At 47.7% G+C, this 21,179-nt stretch carries 15 protein-coding genes; 8 read left to right on the top strand and 7 right to left on the bottom strand.

All coding sequences use genetic code 11. The annotated features are described in order from the left end of the window. The first annotated feature begins 79 nt into the window (after positions 1–79). Complete coding sequence (locus F0U83_RS16270; protein ID WP_138988042.1) at positions 80–2,191, top strand: RelA/SpoT family protein; 2,112 nt, start codon at positions 80–82, stop codon at positions 2,189–2,191. 150 nt (positions 2,192–2,341) lie between these two features. Then, a complete protein-coding gene (locus F0U83_RS16265; protein WP_246077802.1) occupies positions 2,342–3,652 on the top strand; it encodes an HDOD domain-containing protein in 1,311 nt (436 codons plus the stop codon). On the opposite strand, the gene F0U83_RS16260 is transcribed toward F0U83_RS16265, so the two are convergent. After that, the gene (locus tag F0U83_RS16260; protein ID WP_138988043.1) at positions 3,649–5,568 is read right to left on the bottom strand and encodes an ATP-binding cassette domain-containing protein; all 1,920 of its coding nucleotides are present in this window, start codon (positions 5,566–5,568) and stop codon (positions 3,649–3,651) included. The genes F0U83_RS16265 and F0U83_RS16260 overlap by 4 nt on opposite strands. Before the next feature lie 23 nt (positions 5,569–5,591). On the opposite strand from F0U83_RS16260, the gene F0U83_RS16255 reads away from it, so the two are divergent. Together F0U83_RS16255 and F0U83_RS16250 are read left to right on the top strand one after the other, a co-directional pair. After that, a complete protein-coding gene (locus F0U83_RS16255; RefSeq protein WP_138988044.1) occupies positions 5,592–6,083 on the top strand; it encodes a TIGR02444 family protein in 492 nt (163 codons plus the stop codon). Between the two features lie 78 nt (positions 6,084–6,161). Beyond that, positions 6,162–6,857, top strand: coding sequence for a BamJ family beta-barrel-assembly machinery protein (locus F0U83_RS16250; protein ID WP_138988045.1), 696 nt, complete (start codon positions 6,162–6,164; stop codon positions 6,855–6,857). Positions 6,858–6,902: 45 nt separating this feature from the next. Here F0U83_RS16250 and F0U83_RS16245 read toward each other — a convergent pair whose 3' ends face one another. Both F0U83_RS16245 and rsd read right to left on the bottom strand, forming a co-directional pair. Beyond that, positions 6,903–7,883 carry a WD40 repeat domain-containing protein gene (locus tag F0U83_RS16245; protein WP_138988046.1) on the bottom strand — a complete coding sequence of 327 codons (981 nt, stop codon included), beginning with the start codon at positions 7,881–7,883 and terminating at the stop codon, positions 6,903–6,905. Further along, positions 7,883–8,356, bottom strand: a complete 474-nt coding sequence (gene rsd, locus F0U83_RS16240) for a sigma D regulator (protein WP_138988047.1) — start codon at positions 8,354–8,356, stop codon at positions 7,883–7,885. The genes F0U83_RS16245 and rsd overlap by 1 nt, the downstream gene beginning before the upstream one ends. A gap of 137 nt (positions 8,357–8,493) precedes the next feature. Here rsd and F0U83_RS16235 point away from each other — a divergent pair, with 137 nt between their 5' ends. Beyond that, positions 8,494–8,898 (top strand): flagellar basal body-associated FliL family protein, encoded by a 405-nt coding sequence (locus F0U83_RS16235; RefSeq protein WP_138988048.1) that lies wholly within the window; start codon positions 8,494–8,496, stop codon positions 8,896–8,898. Between the two features lie 5 nt (positions 8,899–8,903). On the opposite strand, the gene gshA is transcribed toward F0U83_RS16235, so the two are convergent. From gshA to pyk, 3 genes are all read right to left on the bottom strand, one after another. Continuing rightward, positions 8,904–10,469: a glutamate--cysteine ligase gene (gshA, locus tag F0U83_RS16230; protein WP_138988049.1), complete on the bottom strand. Its 1,566-nt coding sequence runs from the start codon at positions 10,467–10,469 to the stop codon at positions 8,904–8,906. Positions 10,470–10,552: 83 nt separating this feature from the next. After that, a complete protein-coding gene (locus F0U83_RS16225) occupies positions 10,553–12,796 on the bottom strand; it encodes a Tex family protein (RefSeq protein ID WP_138988050.1) in 2,244 nt (747 codons plus the stop codon). 65 nt (positions 12,797–12,861) lie between these two features. Then, complete coding sequence (gene pyk, locus F0U83_RS16220; RefSeq protein WP_138988051.1) at positions 12,862–14,298, bottom strand: pyruvate kinase; 1,437 nt, start codon at positions 14,296–14,298, stop codon at positions 12,862–12,864. Positions 14,299–14,484: 186 nt separating this feature from the next. Here pyk and F0U83_RS16215 point away from each other — a divergent pair, with 186 nt between their 5' ends. Both F0U83_RS16215 and F0U83_RS16210 read left to right on the top strand, forming a co-directional pair. Next, the gene (locus tag F0U83_RS16215) at positions 14,485–16,689 is read left to right on the top strand and encodes an ATP-binding protein (protein WP_249042190.1); all 2,205 of its coding nucleotides are present in this window, start codon (positions 14,485–14,487) and stop codon (positions 16,687–16,689) included. Positions 16,690–16,700: 11 nt separating this feature from the next. After that, entirely contained in the window at positions 16,701–18,077 is a 1,377-nt protein-coding gene (locus tag F0U83_RS16210; protein ID WP_138988053.1) for a sigma-54-dependent transcriptional regulator, read from the top strand. Between the two features lie 42 nt (positions 18,078–18,119). Here F0U83_RS16210 and F0U83_RS16205 read toward each other — a convergent pair whose 3' ends face one another. Beyond that, positions 18,120–19,733 (bottom strand): methyl-accepting chemotaxis protein, encoded by a 1,614-nt coding sequence (locus F0U83_RS16205; RefSeq protein ID WP_138988054.1) that lies wholly within the window; start codon positions 19,731–19,733, stop codon positions 18,120–18,122. 358 nt (positions 19,734–20,091) lie between these two features. On the opposite strand from F0U83_RS16205, the gene F0U83_RS16200 reads away from it, so the two are divergent. After that, positions 20,092–21,075 (top strand): TRAP transporter substrate-binding protein, encoded by a 984-nt coding sequence (locus tag F0U83_RS16200; RefSeq protein WP_138988055.1) that lies wholly within the window; start codon positions 20,092–20,094, stop codon positions 21,073–21,075. Positions 21,076–21,179 lie beyond the last annotated feature (104 nt).

Raw genomic sequence — 21,179 nt, 5'->3', positions numbered from 1 at the left:
CCCCATTTTGATCGGCGTTATTCCATCTGAAGGCATTTGTCAGTAGATTATTAGCAGAGCCCGAAGTATTGGAGGAATAATGCCGACGATTGACGCCCTTTCTGAACGTCTATCTGACTATCTTGATCTACAGCAGATCGACGAAGTTCGTCGCGCCTATTTCTATGCTGAGCAGGCCCATGACGGGCAGCGCAGAAAAAGTGGTGAGCCCTACGTCACCCACCCTTTAGCCGTTTCAAGTATTCTTGCCACGATGCATATGGATCATCAAAGTTTGATGGCTGCCATGTTGCATGACGTAATTGAAGATACTGAAATTAGCTATGAGGCAATTGAAGCTCAATTTGGAACCTCCGTTGCAGATATCGTTGATGGCGTATCTAAGCTGACGCATCTTGAGTTTGAAACCAAAGCAGAAGCGCAGGCGGAAAACTTCCAAAAGATGGTGCTGGCGATGGCTGAGGATATCCGGGTCATTCTTGTGAAGCTGGCTGACCGTATGCACAACATGCGTACGTTAGGCTCGATGCCGGCCGTTAAACAGCAGCGTATCGCACGAGAAACCATGGACATTTACGCGCCGGTCGCAGCCCGTCTAGGTATGCGGGATATGCAGGTGGAGTTAGAAGACCTGGCGTTCCAAGCGTATTACCCGATGCGGGCTAAGCACATACGCCGTGCGGTTGTGCAGGCGCGTGGGCAGCGCAAAGATGTCATCAGTTCTATTGAACAGGCGATTCGCGAACGCCTGCACCAAGAAAAACTGCCAGGTTTGGTAACGGGGCGAGAAAAGCACCTCTATAGCATCTATACCAAGATGAAAGCACAGCGCAAATCCTTCTCCGATATTATGGATGTGTTTGCGTTTCGTATTGTCACGGAAACCGTTGACGATTGTTATCGCGTATTGGGGGCTGTGCATAACTTATACAAACCCGTGCATGGGCGTTTTAAAGACTATATTGCAATCCCCAAAGCGAATGGCTATCAATCCTTGCATACGGAATTATTCGGTGCCAAAGGTATTGCCATCGAAGTACAGATTCGTACACACGAGATGGATGCCGTTGCTAGCCAAGGGATAGCAGAGCATAGCCATTACAAGGTCTATGGTGACTCAGACAGTGCGGTAGGCTCCTATAACCGTGCGCGTAAATGGGTACAAGGTTTGTTGGAAATGCAAAAGCGCGCGGGTGACTCCATGGAGTTTATCGAGCACGTTAAAAAAGACCTGTTCCCCGATGAAGTCTATGTTTTTACTCCCAAAGGTAAAATCTTGGAGTTGCCTCGTGGTGCGACACCTGTTGACTTTGCCTATGCGGTGCATACGGGAGTAGGTAATTCCTGCGTATCATGCCGTATTAACCGTCGTTTGGCTCCGCTATCTGAGCCGCTGGAAAGTGGTGAAACGGTCGAGATCATTACGACGCCCAGCGCCCAACCCAACATGGCGTGGTTGAATTTTGTTGTGACCGGAAAGGCGCGATCCAGTATTCGCCACTTCCTCAAGAACCAGCAGCGCCATGAGTCGGTAGAGCTTGGTCGCCGTTTGCTGAATCAATTCCTCGGGCACTATGGCACCAGTGTCGACGAAGTTAACCCTGAAAAACTTGATACTTTGCTGCAAGAAGCGGCTTTTGAAAGCATCGAAGACCTGCTTGAAGATATCGGCATGGGGAATCGCATGGCTTATGTGGTTGCCCGTAAATTGAAGCCCGATGAGCATGAGACCTTGGAGGTAGCACAAAACCAAAAGCCGATTGCGGTTCAAGGCACTGAGGGGATGGTGATTCAATATGCGAAATGCTGCCGTCCTATACCGGGAGACAAAATTATTGGCCATATCAGCAGTGGCCGTGGTTTAGTTATTCATCGTACTGAGTGTCGCAATATCCGCTATATGAAAGATGATCCGCAAAAGTGTATCTATCTTGAGTGGTCGGAAGCGATGGAAGGCGAGTTTACGGTTATGCTTAAATTAGAGGTAGCATCTCAGCGTGGTGTGATTGCTAACTTGGCGACCACCGTCTCTGCGACTGGAGCCAATATTCTCAAAATTGATATGGGTGATAAAGAGGGACAGCTTGCTGCTGTTGATATGGAAATCGCGGTCACAGATCGTATCCATTTGGCTCGGGCCATCAAGAAGCTACGAGCGTTACGCACGGTTTCCCGGGTTATTCGGCTGTAAGGCGCTCGCATAGCCTGCTTTTTCTCTCTTTTTTAACTTTTTTGCGATCAAAACAGTCAATTTGGTGACTATTAACCCATATCGCCTATAATTTCTCCAAGGAGAAGGGTTAGCAACCCTGATAATCATTTTGTGAGCGGAGTATAGCTTTTGGCCGTTGGTGTAAATACATTGGGATGTGATGCTGCAGACCCGTCCGCAGCACGGTTGGTTTTATTGCACGATAACCTTGGAAAAGTGTTAGTGCTGTTACATGCATCAAAGTTGCTTAATTTGGTTAGCATATGGCGTGCAACGGAACGGCATCTACAACCGGTCAAAGGTGAGGATGTGCGGCGGTTTTTCAGCCAAGAAAAACTACAAACATCCGAAGGACAAAAGCGGCTTTTTTCCTTACCTGTGTTTGTTGATCCAGAGTGTGAGGCACAGGAGTCTTTAAGTGTTATTGAGCCTCATAGCGGTTTACGATTTGTAGCGGATCGTGCTTGGTATCTGTCTACGATGCAACCGATGCGAGTGGGCTTAAGTGTTTCCGATATTGAGCGTGCACAGCCTCAGGGTAATGACGAGCAAGTGATCACGCATGCAGTAGAACGCTTCACTGCGCTACGTATACGGCAGCGACTAGAGGATACGTTAGGTTTACCAAGTCTGGCGCCCACGACACAAAAAATTATTATGCTTCGCTCAGACAGCTCTGCTGGGGTTGATAGACTGGTTCCTGTGGTCAAGGTTGACCCTAGTCTATCCGCGCAAGTGATGAGCTGGTCGGTCTCTCCTTACTATGCGGCTCCTGGCAGCATCCAATCGATAGATGATGCCATTATTCGTGTGTTAGGGTTTGATTTAGTGGTCAATTTGGCATTAGGCATTGCGATGGGTAAAACCCTGACGCTGCCTGACGATGTACCTAGAAATCAAACTCCCTATTGGCTACAAGCAGTTTATACCGCCACCTTGGCAGAACGTCTTGCTAAGAAGATGCCGCTCGATATGCGGCCTAAGCCCGGTTTGGTTTACCTAACAGGGCTTTTACATAATTTTGGCTATATCGTGTTGGCTCACCTCTTTCCTCCTCACTTCTCATTATTATCGCGCTATATCGAGGCGAACCCACATTTGCGTTTTGATTATATAGAGAAGCATTTATTGCATGTGACGCGAGAGCAAATAGGTGCGTGGCTTATGGAAAGCTGGGCACTGCCTGAAGAGGTGTACCGTGGTGTTCGTCACCTCAACGATCCTTTACATCCTCAAGCTGATGCGTTCTCTCAGGTTGTTCATCTGGCTAACCGGGCTTTACGTCAAGCAGGTTGGGCAGATGGCCCAATCGAGCCCCTAGACACTGAATTGTTGGCTAAGACCGGCCTGACGCAAGCGCAAATCACAGCAGAACTAGAGCAGATGCGTGCAGATGATGAGGCTTTGCAAGAGCTAACAAGAACGCTGGCAGACCACTAAGGGGCTACCAGCGCTGCTTCTAAGGACTCCAGTTGCTCGAGTTGCTCCATCCATTCCATCTCGATGGCTTCGATCTGCTGGTTTAACTCCGCTTGGGTCGAGAGCACCTGTTTAAGCTTATCCTTGTTAGCCGCTTCGTATAGGCTGTTATCGGCTAATAACAACTCCGCTTCATTAAGCTGCTGTTGGTGTTTTGCGAGCTGATTTTCGAGCTTTTCAATCGATTTCTTGAGTGGGCTGAGTTTCTTTCGTTGTTCGGCGGCTTCGCGTTTTTGCTCTTTGCGTTCAGCGGCTGATAACGAACGACTCTCGCGCTCTGTTGGGCTTTCAGCCTGCTGCTCAGATTTACGTTGGTCTGATAACCATTGTTGATAATCGTCTAAATCACCGTTGAAATCGCTGACAGTGCCGTTGGCAACCAATAGAAACTGATCAACGGTATTGCGCAGCAAGTGGCGATCATGGGATACCAGAATAACCGCCCCTTCGAACTCCTGCATAGCCACAGTAAGTGCGTGGCGGACTTCCAAGTCTAAATGGTTGGTTGGTTCGTCAAGCAGTAAAAGATTGGGTTTCTGCCATGCGATCAACGCGAGGGCTACGCGAGCTTTTTCGCCACCAGAGAAGCGCTTCACCGGTGCTAAGGCATCATCACCAAAGAAACCAAACGAGCCCAGATAGTTTCGTACTTCTTGGTCTGAGGCTTGCGGGGAGATACGCATGATATGCAGCAGAGGTGATGCTTCAAGATCTAGTGCTTCCAGCTGGTGCTGGGCAAAATAACCAATACGCAAATGCTCACCGCAATAGCGCTCCCCCTCTAGAAGAGGGAGGTCGCCCATCAGGGTCTTAATCAAGGTCGATTTGCCCGCGCCGTTTGGTCCTAGTAAGCCGATACGTGAGCCGGGTGTCAGTGTTAAAGAGATATCCGCTAAGATCGCTTTATCGGCATATCCACAATTCACATGGCGAAGGGATAGCAGGGGATTGGATACCTTGTCGCTACTATGAAAATGAAAGCTAAAAGGGCTGTCCACGTGGGCAGCGGCGATCCTTTCCATGCGTTCCAGCTCTTTGATTCGGCTCTGAGCTTGTTTGGCTTTGGAGGCTTTTGCTTTAAAACGACGTACAAAACCTTCTATTTCGGCGATGCGAACTTGCTGTTTCTCAAATTGTGCTTGTTGTTGCGCCAAGCGTTCGGCCCGAGCGCGCTCAAAGGCGCTGTACTGGCCTTTGTAGATAGTCAGCTTCTGTTGATGCATGTGGGTAATATGGGTAACCACTTCATCTAGAAAGTCACGGTCATGGGAGATCAGCAAAAGCGTTCCTGGGTAGGTTTTTAGCCACTGTTCGAGCCATAAGGTCGCATCTAGGTCTAAATGGTTTGTGGGCTCGTCGAGAAGCAATACATCTGAGCGACACATCAGTGCCTGTGCAAGGTTGAGGCGAATCCGCCAGCCACCGGACAGCGCTTTTACTTCTCTTTGCATATCCGACTGTTTGAAGCCCAATCCTGCTAGTAATTGTTCGGCTCTGGCTGGTGCGCTGTAGCCGTTGATTGAGTCCAGTGCTGCATGGAGCTCTCCCAACTTCTCGGGTTGGTTTGCGGCTTCAGCCGCTGCAATCGCTGCTTCTATCTGACGCAGCTGTGGGTCTCCATCGAGTACATAGTCAAGGACGCTGCGATCAATGGCCGTGACCTCTTGCGCCATGTGGGCAATAGTCATATTCGTTTGCAGGAAGCACTCACCTGCATCGGGATGGAGTTCGCCAAGTAGCAGCTTGAAAAGACTAGATTTACCAACGCCATTGGCGCCGATAATACCGACTTTCCAGCCAGGATAGATGGTCAGGTTGGCTTGCTCTAGTAAAAACTGAGTGCCACGGTGTAAGCTGAGTTCTGTTAACTGGATCATAGGCGCGGGATTCTACCATAGCTATGCAATTACAAAATCCTCTTTGGGACTATGCATTAAAACTTTATGCATCAGATGTTGTGCAAGCACTCTGTTTACGCCTGCAGGATGAGCAGGGGTTGAGCGTTAATAGACTATTATATGCGGGCTGGCTAACCCAACAACACTGTTTATTGGATGCGTCGTTATTGGACCGCTCCAGTGCCCGTTACTGGCAGCAGCAGATCACCTCCCCTCTACGTGCTATTCGTTATCAGGTGAGAGAAGCCAAGCAGAGTGAGCCGCACCTAGCCTCTTTGTACAAGGCGCTACGAGAGGCAGAATTGGAAGCTGAGCGTGTTGAGCTTGCGCATCTATACTCACTTAAACGCAGGCATGATTATACAGGGTTGCTTTCTTCGCATTTAATGGAGCGTAATCTGGGTGAAATCGCTTTATTGGCGGGGCAGCAGGAAAATACTCAATGCTTGGAATTATTGAGGGCATTGGGTGAGGCGTTATTAAAACCGCTTTAAGATTGGCTAATCGATGAACTTTACGGTTTAATCAGGCACTAACGCTGTACTCAGTCTTTCGGTAACAAGGAAAATAGAATGAAAAAAACTCTACTGGCAATGACTCTGGCGACGACGATGGTGGCTGTTTCTTCTGCTCAAGCATTTGAATTGAAAAATGATGAGCAGAAGTTGAGCTATAGCTTGGGTTTGGTGCTAGGTGAAAAGCTGAAAATGGATCTGGAAACAATGGATCTGGAAGCGTTTCAGGAAGGTATTAAAGCGATTTATAGTGGTACGACTCCCTTGATGGATAATCAGCAAGTGAATGAGACCATGCAGGCTTTCCAGGTGCGTAAGATGGAAGAGCAGCGTCAAGCGGCGGCAAAAATTGCTCAGGGTAACCTTGAAGCAGGTCAGGCGTTCTTAGCTGAAAATGGCAAAAAAGAGGGCGTTAAGACAACAGAAAGCGGTCTGCAATATGAAGAGCTAACAATGGGTACGGGTAAGCAACCAACGGCAGAAGATACGGTAAAAGTACATTACCGTGGTACGTTGATTGATGGTACAGAGTTCGATAGCTCCTATGCCCGCAATGAGCCTGTTTCTTTCCCGCTAAATGGAGTGATTCCTGGCTGGACAGAGGGTTTGCAGTTGATGAAGGAAGGTGGAAAAGCGCGTTTGGCGATTCCTGCTGGCTTAGCATATGGCCCAGGCGGTATGGGCAATGCGATTGGGCCGAACTCAACTTTGCTATTTGACGTTGAGTTGTTGGAAGTTAATCCAGCACCTTAATATGTAGATAGGTAAGATGAAAATGGCCGCTAATGCGGCCATTTTCTATTTTAGGATATTCATAATACCGTTTGAGCCTGCGGCATAGTATTCGCCATTGCCGAAGCCAACCGCGTAAATACTGGTGCTGGTCGGGCCATAAGGGTCTTTTTTATGAGCGCGCCAGCGTTTTAATTCGGAGCCGCTTGATACATCCCAAAGCTGGATTAAGCCTGAGGCTGTTCCGGTTAACAGCTGTTCATTGTTTGCCGAAAAACGTGCGGCTACAAAGCTGACACGCTTGGGGAAAAACCCATCGCTACCTGATAGCGTATGTATCACTTCTCCTGTACGTGTATCCCATAAAATCGCTTGATCTAGATTGCTTGCGCTAAAGGCAACATGGGCGTTGGGAGCAAGTGCGACAACATCAATGATGTTATTGAGTGTAATCTGTTGTAGCGGCTTGCCACTACGCATATCCCATAGGGTTGTTGTGTAATCATCTGAGCCAGTTACTGCGGTTAGTGTATCTTGGCTTAAAGAAACGCTTCTCACACGGCCTTCGTGCCTTAGTGTTTGTCGAACACCGCCATTTTTAATATCAAAGTAGACCGCTTCATGATTGCCTAGCCCAAGCAAGGCATAGTCGCCCTCAGGTGCAATATCCAGATCCAAAATCTCACCCGGTGAACTCCAGAACCATTCAGCCTGCCCAGTATCCGTATGCCATAGTACCAAGTCTTGCTGATTCGCGGTGACTGCAAACTTTGCTTCTGGGGAGAAGCCAGATTCTGCAATAATAGAGCGCTCCCCAGCTTTGTGGTTCCAGTCGAACAGGCGGGCATTTTTCTGGATATCCCAAAGGCTACCCCCCTCTTCTTGTGACCCAATTACAGCATACTGGCCATCTGAAGAGATGTCGGCACTGTAGGTGCCCAGTGTGGCGTACTGATGCCAAGCAGCTGGTTTGTTTGCACTATCGCAACCGCTGAGTAGCATCGCCAAAATGGATAAACCCGCTAGTCGAAGCGTACCTTTCCTCATCAAGCGTTTTCCAGAATCATATCCTTGTGGGCGGTATGTAAAATCTCTATTAGCTGATCTTCCAGAGCAAAGCGCTCCTCTAATACTTCCCCGAGCTTTGACAGCTGGAAGGAGAATTCACGAATCTGTTGCACGGTTGGAGATGCGAATGTTGCATAATCATCATTAAAATCCAAAGCGGCATCGGTTGTCGGCTGAATTTTAGGGAAAATCTGTTGCGCTTTTTCGAGGCTGCCATCGTTAAACTCGCTACCTTCTCGAAGTAGTTGTTCATAAACCTCAAAATGACCTGACGAGAGGTAATCCATCATCGTTGTGCAAAAAGTAGATAGGTGGTCATCCAGTGTATTGACATTAACGCCAGGCAGCGCAACAAATTGGCTAATCAGTGTGCGGCGATGCTCCAGCCAGTTATCAATAATTTCGTTGACCCCACCCCAGCGTTCTAGGGAGGTTTGGCATTTTTCCAGCATAAGTGGATCCTTAATTATCTATCTCTGCTTTAATACTAATCCTAAGGATGTTTAAGGTGCAAGAAAGATCGCCTGACGAAGGCTAAAACGATGGTTATACTTAGGGAAACTTGATTTGTCGCATAGGGAGCGCTCGAATGGTGTTTTTACGTTTTATTGGAGTTTTGTTAATTAGCTGTTGGTTGCCGTTTGCGGTAGCTGCGGATGAAGAAAAGCCCAAAGATGATTATGTTGGGTATATTGAGCTTAAACCGTTTATTGCGAATTTTGGTGGGCCGGGGAAAACGCGTTTCCTAAAGTGTGAAATCACTATTCAGGTTGGAACTGAAGATGCTCACCATGCGGTCAATCACCACATGCCACATATTCGTAATGATCTGGTATTTCTTTTGAGTGCGCAGACCGATGCGGATGTTGCTACGGTAGAAGCGCAGCAGACGCTGGCGAAAAAAGGATTGCAGCTGGTGCAAAAGTTGTTGGTAGAAGAAGAGGGTGAGGCGATGGTTAATGACCTCTTCTTCACCAGTTTTGTTGTTCAGTAACGCGTTTAGCTCTCTAGGTAGTTTTGCAAGTAGTGGTCGAAGTCGAGGTTGTCGTTGGCTTCGATCGCCGCTTGGGCCGCGAGAGAGTCTTCTACCTGTTGGCTGAAAGCGATTTGGGCCTGAGGGGCAAGCTCTGATGCGGTGATGGATTGACGGTGCTCCATGCTTTTTTGCACTAACCATTGCGTATGATTGAGCCCCGTATCCATCAATGCTTTAAGCACTTGAGCCGACGGTGTTTTTGAAACGTCATCCAGTTTGCTCTGTTGACTGCCTATCGCTTTTTTGTAGTCCTGAGTACCGTGTAGCAGATCTAGCACCTCGGCGGTTTCTGTAATCCAGCTAAGTACTTCGTTGCCTGCGTCTCTGAGTAACATCTCCCCTGATGCGGTTTCCAGTGTAATACCTGGCTCTCGACCGCGCGTGATGACTTTTTCCATGTTATCACTGATAAGTTCGCACTCTTGGTCACTGATCTCTTCATCACTGACCAACAGGCAGCTAATGAGAAAAGCATCTAAAAAGCGCGCTTGCTCAGCATCGATCCCGATAGGCATAAATGGATTAATATCGGTATTGCGGACTTCAATATACTCAACACCTCGTTGCTGTAATGCATGAAGCGGCTTTTCACCCGACTTTGTCACCCGTTTTGGACGTATATCGCTGTAGTACTCATTTTCTATCTGCAAAATGTTGGTGTTGAGTTGGCGGTATTGCCCGTAAACTTTAACCCCTAGCTTTTCATAAGCCGGATAAGAGGTATGAATCGCTCTGTGGAGTGAGTGAGTATAAGTATTTAAGTGATTAAAGCAGATGTTCAGAGTCGATTGCGCTTTGTTGGAGTAGCCTAGGTCGCTCATACGCAGTGAGGTTGCATAAGGAAGATACAGCGTATGATCATGAAGATGTTCAAGGTTGTGAGGCTTACCTTCTAAAAAGGAGTCGCATAGCGCTGGGGATGCGCCAAATAGGTAAAGAAGCAGCCATGAATGTCGGCGGAAGTTACGGATTAAACGAAAATAAGAAGCCGACCTAAACGCTTGCAGTGAGCCCGTATCGCCTTGTTGTGCTTGTAATGCAGCCCAGAAGTCATCAGGCAGGGAAAAGTTGTAATGGATACCGGCGATGGTTTGCATCATCTTTCCATAACGATGTTCCAGCCCCACGCGATAGATATGTTTCAGTTGGCCAACATTGGAACTACCGTAGCGTGCGATCGGTATTGATGCCGCATCATGGATATGGCAAGGCATACTGCCGCCCCAAACCAGCTCCTCTCCGAGGTGCTGGTAGCTAAAACGATGCAGATCAGTTAAGTAAGAAAGGGCATCTTCGGGGCGTTCAAAGACCGGTGTTATAAACTCCAATAATGACTCAGAGTAGTCCGTCGTGATATGCCCGTTGGTGAGTGCCGAGCCAAGACCGATGGGATGATCCGTCTGGGCGAGCTCTCCTCTTGGCGAGACGCGAAGTCCTTCTTTTTCTATGCCGTGAAGAGCGCCTTTGAGAAGCTGATGGTTGCCACTGGAAACCAGTTGGTTAAGCTGTTGTTTGAGAACGGATGCCAAAACTGATTCCTTCTAGAGTAAAAACATGATGCGACATTATAGACCAGAGTGATGTAAAAGCGGCACTGAAACAGAGCGTTGCATTATTTGATTTTAAATCCGGCGGCTTTAAGCCCCGCGGTTAGACTGCCTGTAGGCTTATTATGGGGTTGCGCTTTAGGTCGTGGAGCTTGCTGGCCGGTTTGGCTTTTCATGCTCAAGGCTATACGGCGTCGAGCCGTATCGACTTCAACCACGCGAACCTGAACGATATCCCCTGCCTTAACGATCTGATGTGGATCTTTGACAAATTGATCAGCTAGCTGAGAGATATGCACCAACCCATCTTGATGGACGCCTATATCAACGAAAGCGCCAAAATTGGTGACATTAGTGACCACGCCTTCAAGTTGTATCCCTTCGTGTAGATCATTGAGTGTTTCTACGCCTTCGGCAAACTGGGCGGTTTGAAATTCAGGGCGTGGGTCACGACCGGGCTTTTCCAGCTCTGCAATCACATCTTTAACCGTGTAACTACCAAACTGATCGCTCATGAACTGCTCAGCTTGAAGTTGTTGAATGAGCGCACTGTTGCCGATGAGAGCAGAGGTTTTGCAGTTAAGTGCTGCGGCCATCTGCTCAACCAATGGATAGGATTCAGGGTGTACGGCAGAGTTGTCGAGTGGCTGTGTGCCATGACGAATACGTAAAAATGCTGCGCATTGTTCAAACGCCTTCGCGCCTAATCGCGGCACTTTGATGAGCTGCTTTCGATTATTGAAAGAGCCGTGCTCGTCTCGATAGGTGACGATGTTTTGAGCGGTTGTGCGGTTCAGGCCAGCTACTTGAGTCAGTAGCTCGCAGGACGCACTGTTTAAATCAACACCGACATGATTCACACAATCTTCGACTACATTTTGTAGGGATTCGGCAAGGGATTTTTGATCTACATCGTGTTGATATTGACCTACGCCAATCGCTTTTGGATCGATCTTTACAAGCTCAGCCAAGGGGTCTTGCAGACGACGAGCGATAGATACGGCGCCGCGGATGGTGACATCAAGGTCTGGGAACTCTTCACTGGCAAGCTGTGACGCCGAATAGACGGAGGCACCTGCTTCGCTCACCATCACGGCGGTGAGCGCAAGCTCAGTGTGTTGTTTGATCAGTGCTTTAGCCAGCTGCTCCGTTTCACGCGAAGCTGTGCCATTACCAATACTGATTAAAGAGACCTTGTGCTTTTTGGCTAGCAAGGCCAGTTGGTGGATTGCCTCGTCCCAGCGCTTATGAGGTGCATGAGGATAGAGCGTACAGTAATCCAATAACTTGCCTGTCGCATCGACCACGGCAACCTTTGTACCGGTACGTAAACCCGGGTCTAATCCAATCGTGACTTTGGCCCCTGCAGGAGCGGCAAGTAGCAGATCTTTGAGGTTTCGTGCAAAGACTTTAATGGCTTCTTGCTCAGCTTCTTCCCGTAAACGTTTTAATAGATCGGATTCGAGCTGTTTGTGCAGCTTCTGTTTCCAGCACTCCTGTGCTGTTTGTTGCAGCCATTGCGCGGCGGGTGAGTGCCCTTGGGAAAGCTGGTTGAAGTGGGAAATACGCTGTACCGCTTCGTGGCTATCAGGGTTTTGTGGCATCAAGTGAAGTTTAAGTTCGCCTTCATTTTGTCCACGAAAAACAGCTAAAGCTCGGTGAGAAGGCATTTTTTTTATCGGTTCTTCATGTTGGAAGTAGTCACGAAACTTACTGTCGTCAGATGCCTTTCCCTTCACAACGGTGGAAACTAAGTTCCCCTCCTGCCACAACCACATGCGTAGGGACTCGATGAGGTCAGCCTGCTCTGAGAACTGCTCTATCAGGATATGTCGAGCGCCTTCTAATGCACTGTGGCTATCATCAATGCCTTTGTTCGGGTCGATAAACGATGCCGCTAGCGTGTCAGGTGCTGTATTGGCCTTAAGTAGTTGGTCCGCTAAAGGTTGTAAGCCCGCTTCTCTGGCAATTTGTGCTTTGGTACGGCGTTTGGGGCGAAAAGGAAGGTAAAGATCCTCAAGGCGGACTTTTGTATCCGCTTCGCTTATCGCCTTTTCAAGGTCGGGGGTTAGTTTGCCTTGCTCTTGTATGCTTTTCAGGATGACTTGGCGGCGGCTATCTATCTCACGCAAGTAGGTTAACCGTTGTGCCAAAGTACGCAGCTGACTATCGTCTAGCGCTCCAGTGACCTCTTTACGATAGCGCGCAATGAAAGGCACAGTATCGCCATTATCAAGTAGGTCAATGGCAGCGCTGATTTGGCGAGGATGTACGTTTAATTCTTGGGCGATGTGTGTTGCGATAGTCATAGTCGTTTCCGAAAAACAAAGGAGGCCGTAGCCTCCTTACTTATGCAAAGATAGTCGTGGTCAGATTAAGGTACTTGTAGTACCTGCATAGAGTTTGTGCCGCCATGTTCACCAATATTGGCACCTCGTGTCAGAATGACAAGGTCGCCGCTTTCAAGCAGCTCTTTGGCCTTTAAACCCGCGATGACTTCGTCATTTAAGCGGTTGTCTTCTAGCGTTGTCGCGTCAAAAAACATGGCTTCAACGCCGCGATATAGAGCCATACGTCGCATGGTACGGTCATGTCGGGTTAGGGCATAAATGGGTAACCCTGAGCGAATGCGTGACATCCAGCGAGGTGTGGAACCCGATTCAGTCAAACAGATAATCGCTTTTACGCCCACGAGATGATTCGCCGTATACATGGCAGAGCGAGCGATGGTTTCATCGATGCGCTCACCTCGTCGGGTAATGCTGGTAACGGTAGGTTTGGCTGATTGATGCTTTTCTGCGCCCCGGCAAATGTCTGACATGGAGCGAACCACTTCTACAGGGAAATCACCTGCGGCGGTTTCTGCAGAAAGCATCACGGCGTCGGTGCCATCAAGAATGGCGTTAGCGACATCGAACACCTCGGCGCGGGTAGGCATAGGGCTTTTAATCATGGTTTCCATCATCTGAGTAGCCGTGATAACCGTGCGGCTCAACTCACGTGCCCGATTGATGATTTTTTTCTGTACGCCAATCAGTTCGGCATCGCCGATTTCGACGCCTAAGTCTCCGCGTGCAACCATGACGCCATCGCTTGCAAGAATGAGTGAGTCTAGTGCTTCATCGGTTGCAACCGTTTCTGCTCTCTCTATCTTGGCGATAATTTCTGCACGACTGCCGGCTTCCTGAAGTAGATGACGCGCTTCTTCTAAATCTGCGGCTGAACGAGGGAATGAGACGGCGACGTAATCCATATCTAGCTCGGCAGCTACTAGGATATCGCGTTTATCTTTATCCGTCAGTGCTGCTGCTGAGAGGCCGCCACCTTGCTTGTTGATCCCTTTATTGTTGGATAAAGGGCCATTTAACAACACTTCTGTGTTAACCCGTGTGCCTTCGACGCTGAGGACTTTTAATTGCATGCGGCCATCATCAAGCAACAATACATCACCCGTCTGACAATCTTGCGGTAATGCCTTATAGTCCAAGCCAACTTGATGTTGGTCACCTGCGGTGCTGCTAAGGTCGCTATCCAGTGTGAACAGCTCACCGGCTTTAAGCTCGATCTTATCGTTCTGGAATTTGGCAATACGAATTTTTGGGCCTTGCAGATCTCCCAATACGGCAACTACTTTACCTAAACGGCGAGCGGTCTCTTTCACTTCTTTGGCCCTGCGGCGGTGATCATCGGCACTTCCATGAGAGAAGTTAAGACGAACCACGTTGACCCCCGATCGAATCAGCTCTTCGAGAATGCCTGCTTTGTCGGTGGATGGGCCTAGTGTTGCTACAATTTTGGTCCGTTTTAGCATAGAGAGACTCTCAATCTGTATAGGTTGACGATAGATGCCTGGCTCTCAACGTGTCGAGAACCGTCGAATCGTATAGAATCATATCAGTAGCTGATGTCAGCTTCATGTATTAATTGCTTTGAGGGGTGTCAGACTCTGGCTAAGTATTTTTCCTCCTATCGGCCTTATATAGCCTTGGCGCTGCTGGTGGTTTTTATATTGCTGTTGGTGCAAGTGGCTCACTTGAGCCGCCAACAAGCGATGGAGCATCTTCAGCAAAAGAGCTTGGCCGATATGAATCGTTACATGCTCAGCCTGCAACAAAAGCTGGATCGCTATAAAGATTTACCCCGTCTACTTTCAACACACTCTGAGTTAGTAAATGCGCTCATTTATGATCGTAGCCATGACGGTAGCATGAGGGCAAATCTCTACCTTGAGCAGGTTAATGAAGTGATTGGCGCTTCGGATACTTACTTGATGAATGCCCTTGGTAAAACTATTTCGGCTAGTAACTGGGCGGATGAATTGTCATTTGTAGGGAGGGACTTTAGCTTCAGGCCCTATTATCAAGATGCTATGCAAGGGAGGACAGGGCGTTATTTTGCATTAGGGACGACCTCTCTCAAACGTGGCTACTTCTTCTCCTACCCAGTAAAGCATCGTGGCGAAATTATTGGTGTTGTTGTGGTTAAGATTGATCTTAATGAGATTGAACAGGACTGGAATGATGAGGCTACCGATATTCTGGTCACGGATGAGGATGGTGTGATTTTTATTTCGACCCGTCAAGATTGGAAGTTTCGAACCCTATCCCCGTTATCTGAGTCGGATATGCAGCGTATCGTTTCGAGCTTGCGCTACGGGGATAATCCGCTGACCTCTCTGGATATGATAAAAAAGCAGCAATTATCACATGGCGCGGAGCTGATTACGTTGATTGAAGGCGCAATTGACGCGAAGAGTGCATTGGATAGCGTTAATGCGGCTGAATATCTTTTGCAAACTACCGCTGTAGAAGGTGCCGGTCTGAATGTTTCCATTCTGGCAAGTATGAAGCCCGTCCAGCGACAGGTTTTGAATGCGGTGATGTTAGCTGCGTTTATTTATATTGCCCTTGTCCTGTTAATGATGGTGATTGTAACCAGACGGCGCATTGTTAAGGAAAGACAGCGCTTTAAAGCGCGTGAGTTGCAATCGTTGGAGGAGAACGAAGGGCGTATTCGAGCAATTATTGATAACACGCAAGCAGGTTTAATTACCCTAGATAAAGAAGGGCGTATAGAGTCCTTTAATCGAACAGCAGAAAAGTTGTTTGGCTATCGGGAGGAGCAGCTCAAAGGGCAATACTTTAGCTTGCTATTGTCCCAGACTGATCGTCCTATTTGTTGGGAGCACTTAGTTCAGGGAAATCTTATTACCCAAGACCTAATGGTGGAGGCATCGGGGAAGCGAGAGAATGGTAGTTATTTTCCGATTGAAGTCACTATTGGTAAGATGCCGCGCCAGGGTGCACTGCACTTTATTGTTACGATTCATGATATTACCCAGCGCAAAGAATATGAACAGGCGCTACAACGTGCGCAGGCCGAGTTAGAGAGTCGTGTTGAAAAGCGCACTCAGGATCTGACTTTGGCGAATGAAAAGCTTCGCGAGGAGATGAACCTGCACAAAGGTACCCAGAATGAGTTGATTCAAACAGCAAAACTGGCCGTACTGGGGCAGATGTCAGCGGGTATCAACCATGAGCTAAACCAACCTTTAACAGCTATCCGTGCTTACGCAGACAACGCAAAACAGTTCCTCAAGATGGGACGACTCGACCCTGTTGAAACCAATCTTAGCGAGATCGGCTCTTTAACTGAGCGAATGGCAAAAATTATCCACCCGCTTAAGGAGTTTTCCCGTAAAACCAGCGGGCAGCTTGAATCGGTGTGCATGAAATCGGTCAGGGATGGAGCGATGTCCATTATGTATGGGCGTTTAAGTAAGGAACATGTTGCAATACATTGGCCGCAAAATCTGGAACATTGCTATGTTTTAGGTGATATTGTGCGTATCGAACAGGTGCTGGTGAATCTTATTGGCAATGCGATACAGGCCATGGAGAACCAGCAGGTTAAAACGATTGATATCTCGCTAAGCTGTGAGCAGAGACGGCAAGTACTGTGGATCCGAGATTATGGTCCGGGTATCCCCGAAGAGGAGTTATCGCGAGTTTTTGAGCCTTTTTATACAACAAAAAGCGCAGGGCAGGGGCTTGGTTTGGGCTTGTCTATCTCCTATCGAATCGTAGAAAGCCTACAAGGGGAGCTCAGTGTGACAAACCACCCAGAGGGAGGCGCTGTGTTTAAACTGGCGTTACCTACCGACCCTCACCGAAACTTTAATCAGCAGCTTACCAGCCTCTAAATGGAATCCGTATGCAGTCTTTAGAATTGAACCCAACACCCTCGATTCTTCTTGTTGACGATGAGAAGCATATTCGCTTGTCTGCAGGGCAAACGCTGGAGTTGGCCGGGTATGATGTCATCGCGCTTGATAGTGCAGAGAAAGCGCTGGAACTGATTAATGATGAATGGAGTGGGGTATTGGTTTCAGATATCAATATGCCCGGGATGGATGGCTTGGCGTTGCTGAAACGCGTACAAGTCATAGATCCCGACCTTCCTGTTATATTGATTACGGGTCACGGCGATATCTCAATGGCTGTTGGGGCAATGCGTGATGGGGCCTATGACTTTATCGAAAAGCCTTTCTCAACAGATTTGCTGTTGGATATTGTGCGAAGAGCGGTAGAAAAGCGCGCCTTAACCATTGAAAACCGTCGCCTTAAGTTGGATCTGGAAGCGCAAAGTGCGCCGGGCCCTCGTATCATCGGAAATACGCCTAATATTCAACAGCTCAGACGGCTGGTTCATACCGTGGCAGATACGCCAGCGGATATTTTGATATTAGCCGAAACTGGCTCAGGGAAAGATCTTTTGGCGCGGTATATCCATGAACATAGTCGGCGAAGGGATAAGAACTTTGTAGCGATTAATTGTGGTGCTGTGCCCGAGAGTCTGATTGAAAGCGAGCTTTTTGGTCATGAAAAAGGTGCCTTCACGGATGCAAAATCACAGCGTATCGGTAAATTCGAGCACGCTAACGGCGGCACGCTGTTTCTTGATGAGATAGAAAGTATGCCGTTGGCTCTGCAAGTCAAATTGCTGCGGGTGTTGGAAGATAGAACGATTGAACGTTTGGGGTCTAATCAGCTGATTCCGCTGGATATCAGAGTGGTGGCTGCCAGTAAGGTCGACCTGAAAAGCCAAGCAGAGCGGGGAGATTTCCGAGAAGATCTCTATTATCGGTTGAATGTGGTACGTATTGAAGTGCCTCCGTTAAGAGAGCGATTAGATGATATTCCCCTATTATTTCAACATTTTGCAATCCTTGCCTCTGCACTTTATGGTCGTGAGGTGCTGCCCTTAAGTGCAGAGCGTATGCACAGCCTTGTAACCCATGACTGGCCAGGTAATGTTAGAGAGCTAAGGAATTTGGCAGAGCGTTATGTGCTGTTGGGTGAGAGCTGTACGTTCGATTTTGATAACCGCCCAATTACAGAAAATGCTGAAGCTGGAAAAATGACTTTGCCTGAGCAAGTGGAGCGGTTTGAAAAAATGCTGTTGCAAGCGGAGTTATCACGTCATGGCGGCTCAATCAAAGATACGCTAGTGAGTTTAGGGCTACCGCGTAAGACACTCTACGACAAAATGAAGAAGTATGGCTTAGATAAAAACGATTATAAGCCTTAACGAAAAAAGGCCTCTTAGAGGCCTTTTTATGCATGTGTAAGCTTAAAGTTTAAAGCGACTTACCAGCTTCTCTAGCTCTTGGGCTAATGAGCCAAGCTCAGCGGAAACAGAGTTTAGCTGCCCGGCCCTGTCCGCGGTTCGATTTGCGCTTTGGCTAATATCCATAACACTTTCTTCAACGCTTGAGGCCATTTGAGTCTGCTCACGAATAGCGCTGGCAACTTGGTGGTTCATGTCATTAATGACGCGTACCTCTTCGGCGATATTCACAAGCGCGTCTGATGTTTTCTGAACACTAACCACTCCGTCTTCAGCGCTTTGCATCGCAGCCTGCATAATAACCACAGCCCCCTCAGCATCCGATTGAAGCTTAGCAATAATGTTATTGATCTCTTCTGTTGAGTTATGAGTGCGGCTGGCCAGCGTTCTAACTTCGTCGGCAACCACGGCAAATCCACGGCCTTGCTCACCCGCTCTTGCGGCTTCAATCGCAGCATTGAGGGCTAGAAGGTTGGTCTGCTCAGCTATTTTTTGAATAACTTCAAGAACGGTGCCGACATTTTGGCTTTGGTCATTTAGTTGCTGAATGGCGCTAGTCGCTTGAACCATATTTTCTTTCAGTTTCTCGATAGCACTTAATGCATCTTGAGTAATTTTTGTGCCTTTATCGCTTTCACTCAGTGCAAGATCGGAGGCGGAGACTGTATTCTCAGCATTGTTCTCAACGCTGCGTGTTGCCGCTTCCATCTGCTCCATCGCGGAGGCTACAGAGCTGGTTTGCACTTGCTGATTGTGTACCGCTTGTGCCGCCATATCGGCAATGCTATTAATCTGCTTACTCGATGATCCCAGCCTTAGAACGGTACTGCTGACTTGCTTCATGCTGTCATGTAGATGCTCCAGCATCGAGTTGAATGCCTGAGACATACGGCCAATTTCATCATTAGAGTTGACTTCAATTCGCTGATTTAGATCGGCATCTCTTTGAATCGTATGGATCGTGTCATTTAAGTGATTGATGGGAGAGATGACAATACGGCGCAGAAGAAGGCTGATAACAATAATACCTACCACAAACAGGCCGAGTTCTACCAAGGCAACAGAGGTAATATTACTGGCAACGGTATTATCCAGACTCTCAAATGAATAAGTCACACGTACTGCACCGATGACATCACCTTCTGGTACCTGGTGACATAGTAAACAGTTGGTGCCTTTGTAATCACTGAGGGCCTTCATTGGCGTGACAACGACGAGCCGGTGTCCTTTATCATCGTTTATCTCTTCGACGATATGTTCGCCTTGCATTGCGCGACGATCAAAATCATCCTGAATCCCCGAATCTTGAGAGCCTGGGCCATACACGGAGCTTACGGCGTCACCACGAATGATTCTTGCCTCGGTAAGATCCTCATTGGCTACGATTTTGCTTTGTAACGTAGCACGATTCGACATAGCACCGCTTAACATCAGGATATTGATACTGTCGAAGTAGGAATCAGCGGTTGCCAAGGTGGTTTTTTTGGCGACCTCCATACTGAGGTTGGTTTCGCTGCGATAGATAGCGCTGAGACTGCTGACGAGCACAATCAAAAAAACGACAACCAGCGACAAGTTGATTTTTGTCTGAATAGACATTCCTTTGGTTGAGTTCACACTGGCTCCTAGATCCTTGCATTCTGAACAATAGCTTAATAATTTGTCGGCAAAATGTAACGACTCTTTAACAGTTTGTCACGTACGTAGATCAACAAACCGAGCTTTAGGTAAGCATAGTCAAAATTATTGAAAAATAAATGTGCGGTTTTCCACCACTTTTTGCAGTGCCGTATGGGTGGGTATACCCCCAATATGCCTACCTATTAGATTGGTGATTTTTATATCTCTTTGTTTTGGTTGTAGAAAAATATTCTGGCTTGAAGTGTGCAATAACTTTAATGGATCGTTAAGTCTCTAAAGATGCTTGGCGATAAAACGCAAAAAACAGAATAAGTCCAAAAACAGGAGAAGCGTCATGCGTTTATTAACTGCTGCAGTTACCTCAATAGCTCTAGCCTTGGGTGCACAAGCTGCCGTTGCCGCACCGGTAGAAATCAAGTTTTCCCACGTAGTTGCTGAAAATACGCCAAAAGGACAAATGGCGATCAAGTTTAAAGAGCTGGTCGACGAGCGTTTGGCTGGTAAAGTCGAAGTGAGCGTCTTCCCTAACTCTCAGTTGTTCGGTGACAACAAAGTACTGGAGGCTATGTTGCTGGGTGATGTACAGATGGCAGCGCCTTCACTCTCCAAATTCCAGAAGTACACGAAATCATTACAGATCTTTGACTTACCTTTCTTATTTAAGGATATGGAAGCTGTAGAAAAATTCCAGCAAGGTCCTGACGGACAAAAACTCCTAAGTTCATTAAAGAAAAAAGGGTTGATTGGTTTAGGCTATCTTCATAACGGTATGAAGCAGATGTCAGCAAGTAATCCTCTTAAAGTACCCTCAGATGCTTCAGGTAAAAAGTTCCGCATTATGACTTCGGATGTATTGCAGGCGCAGTTTGAAGCGGTGGATGCTGTTCCACTGAAAAAGCCATTCTCTGAGGTCTTTACACTACTGCAAACTCAGGCAATCGATGGCCAGGAAAACACATGGTCAAACATCTACTCTAAAAAATTCTTCGAGGTTCAACCTTACATCACAGAGACTAATCACGGTGTTTTAGATTATTTGGTGGTTACGTCAACTGAGTTTTGGATGTCTTTAGACGATGACCTGCGTACGGAGATCCAAAAAGCCTTAAACGACGCTATTGTTTACGGTAACGGCATCGCTGCACAAAAAGGTGACTCTGATAAGCAGTTGATTATCGACTCTAAGCGTTCGGAAGTTCTGACGTTAACAGCAGAAGAGCGCCAGCAGTGGGTTGAAGCAATGAAACCTGTTTGGAAAAAGTTTGAAGATGAGATTGGCGCTGACCTGATTAAAGCGGCGGAAGCGGCTAATAACTAAGCGTTGAATGAAGGGAGATGACCGAGGTTATCTCCCTTCATCTTCTAGAGGAGAGTGTCACCTAGTGTGAAGGTGGGCTGCCCTGTAGATGTTGTCTCTCGATA

This window comes from Neptunomonas concharum (genome assembly GCF_008630635.1).
Lineage (GTDB): Bacteria > Pseudomonadota > Gammaproteobacteria > Pseudomonadales > Balneatricaceae > Neptunomonas > Neptunomonas concharum.
The sequence above is the reverse complement of the archived record's forward strand: the minus strand, read 5'-3'. Positions and strand labels throughout refer to the sequence as shown.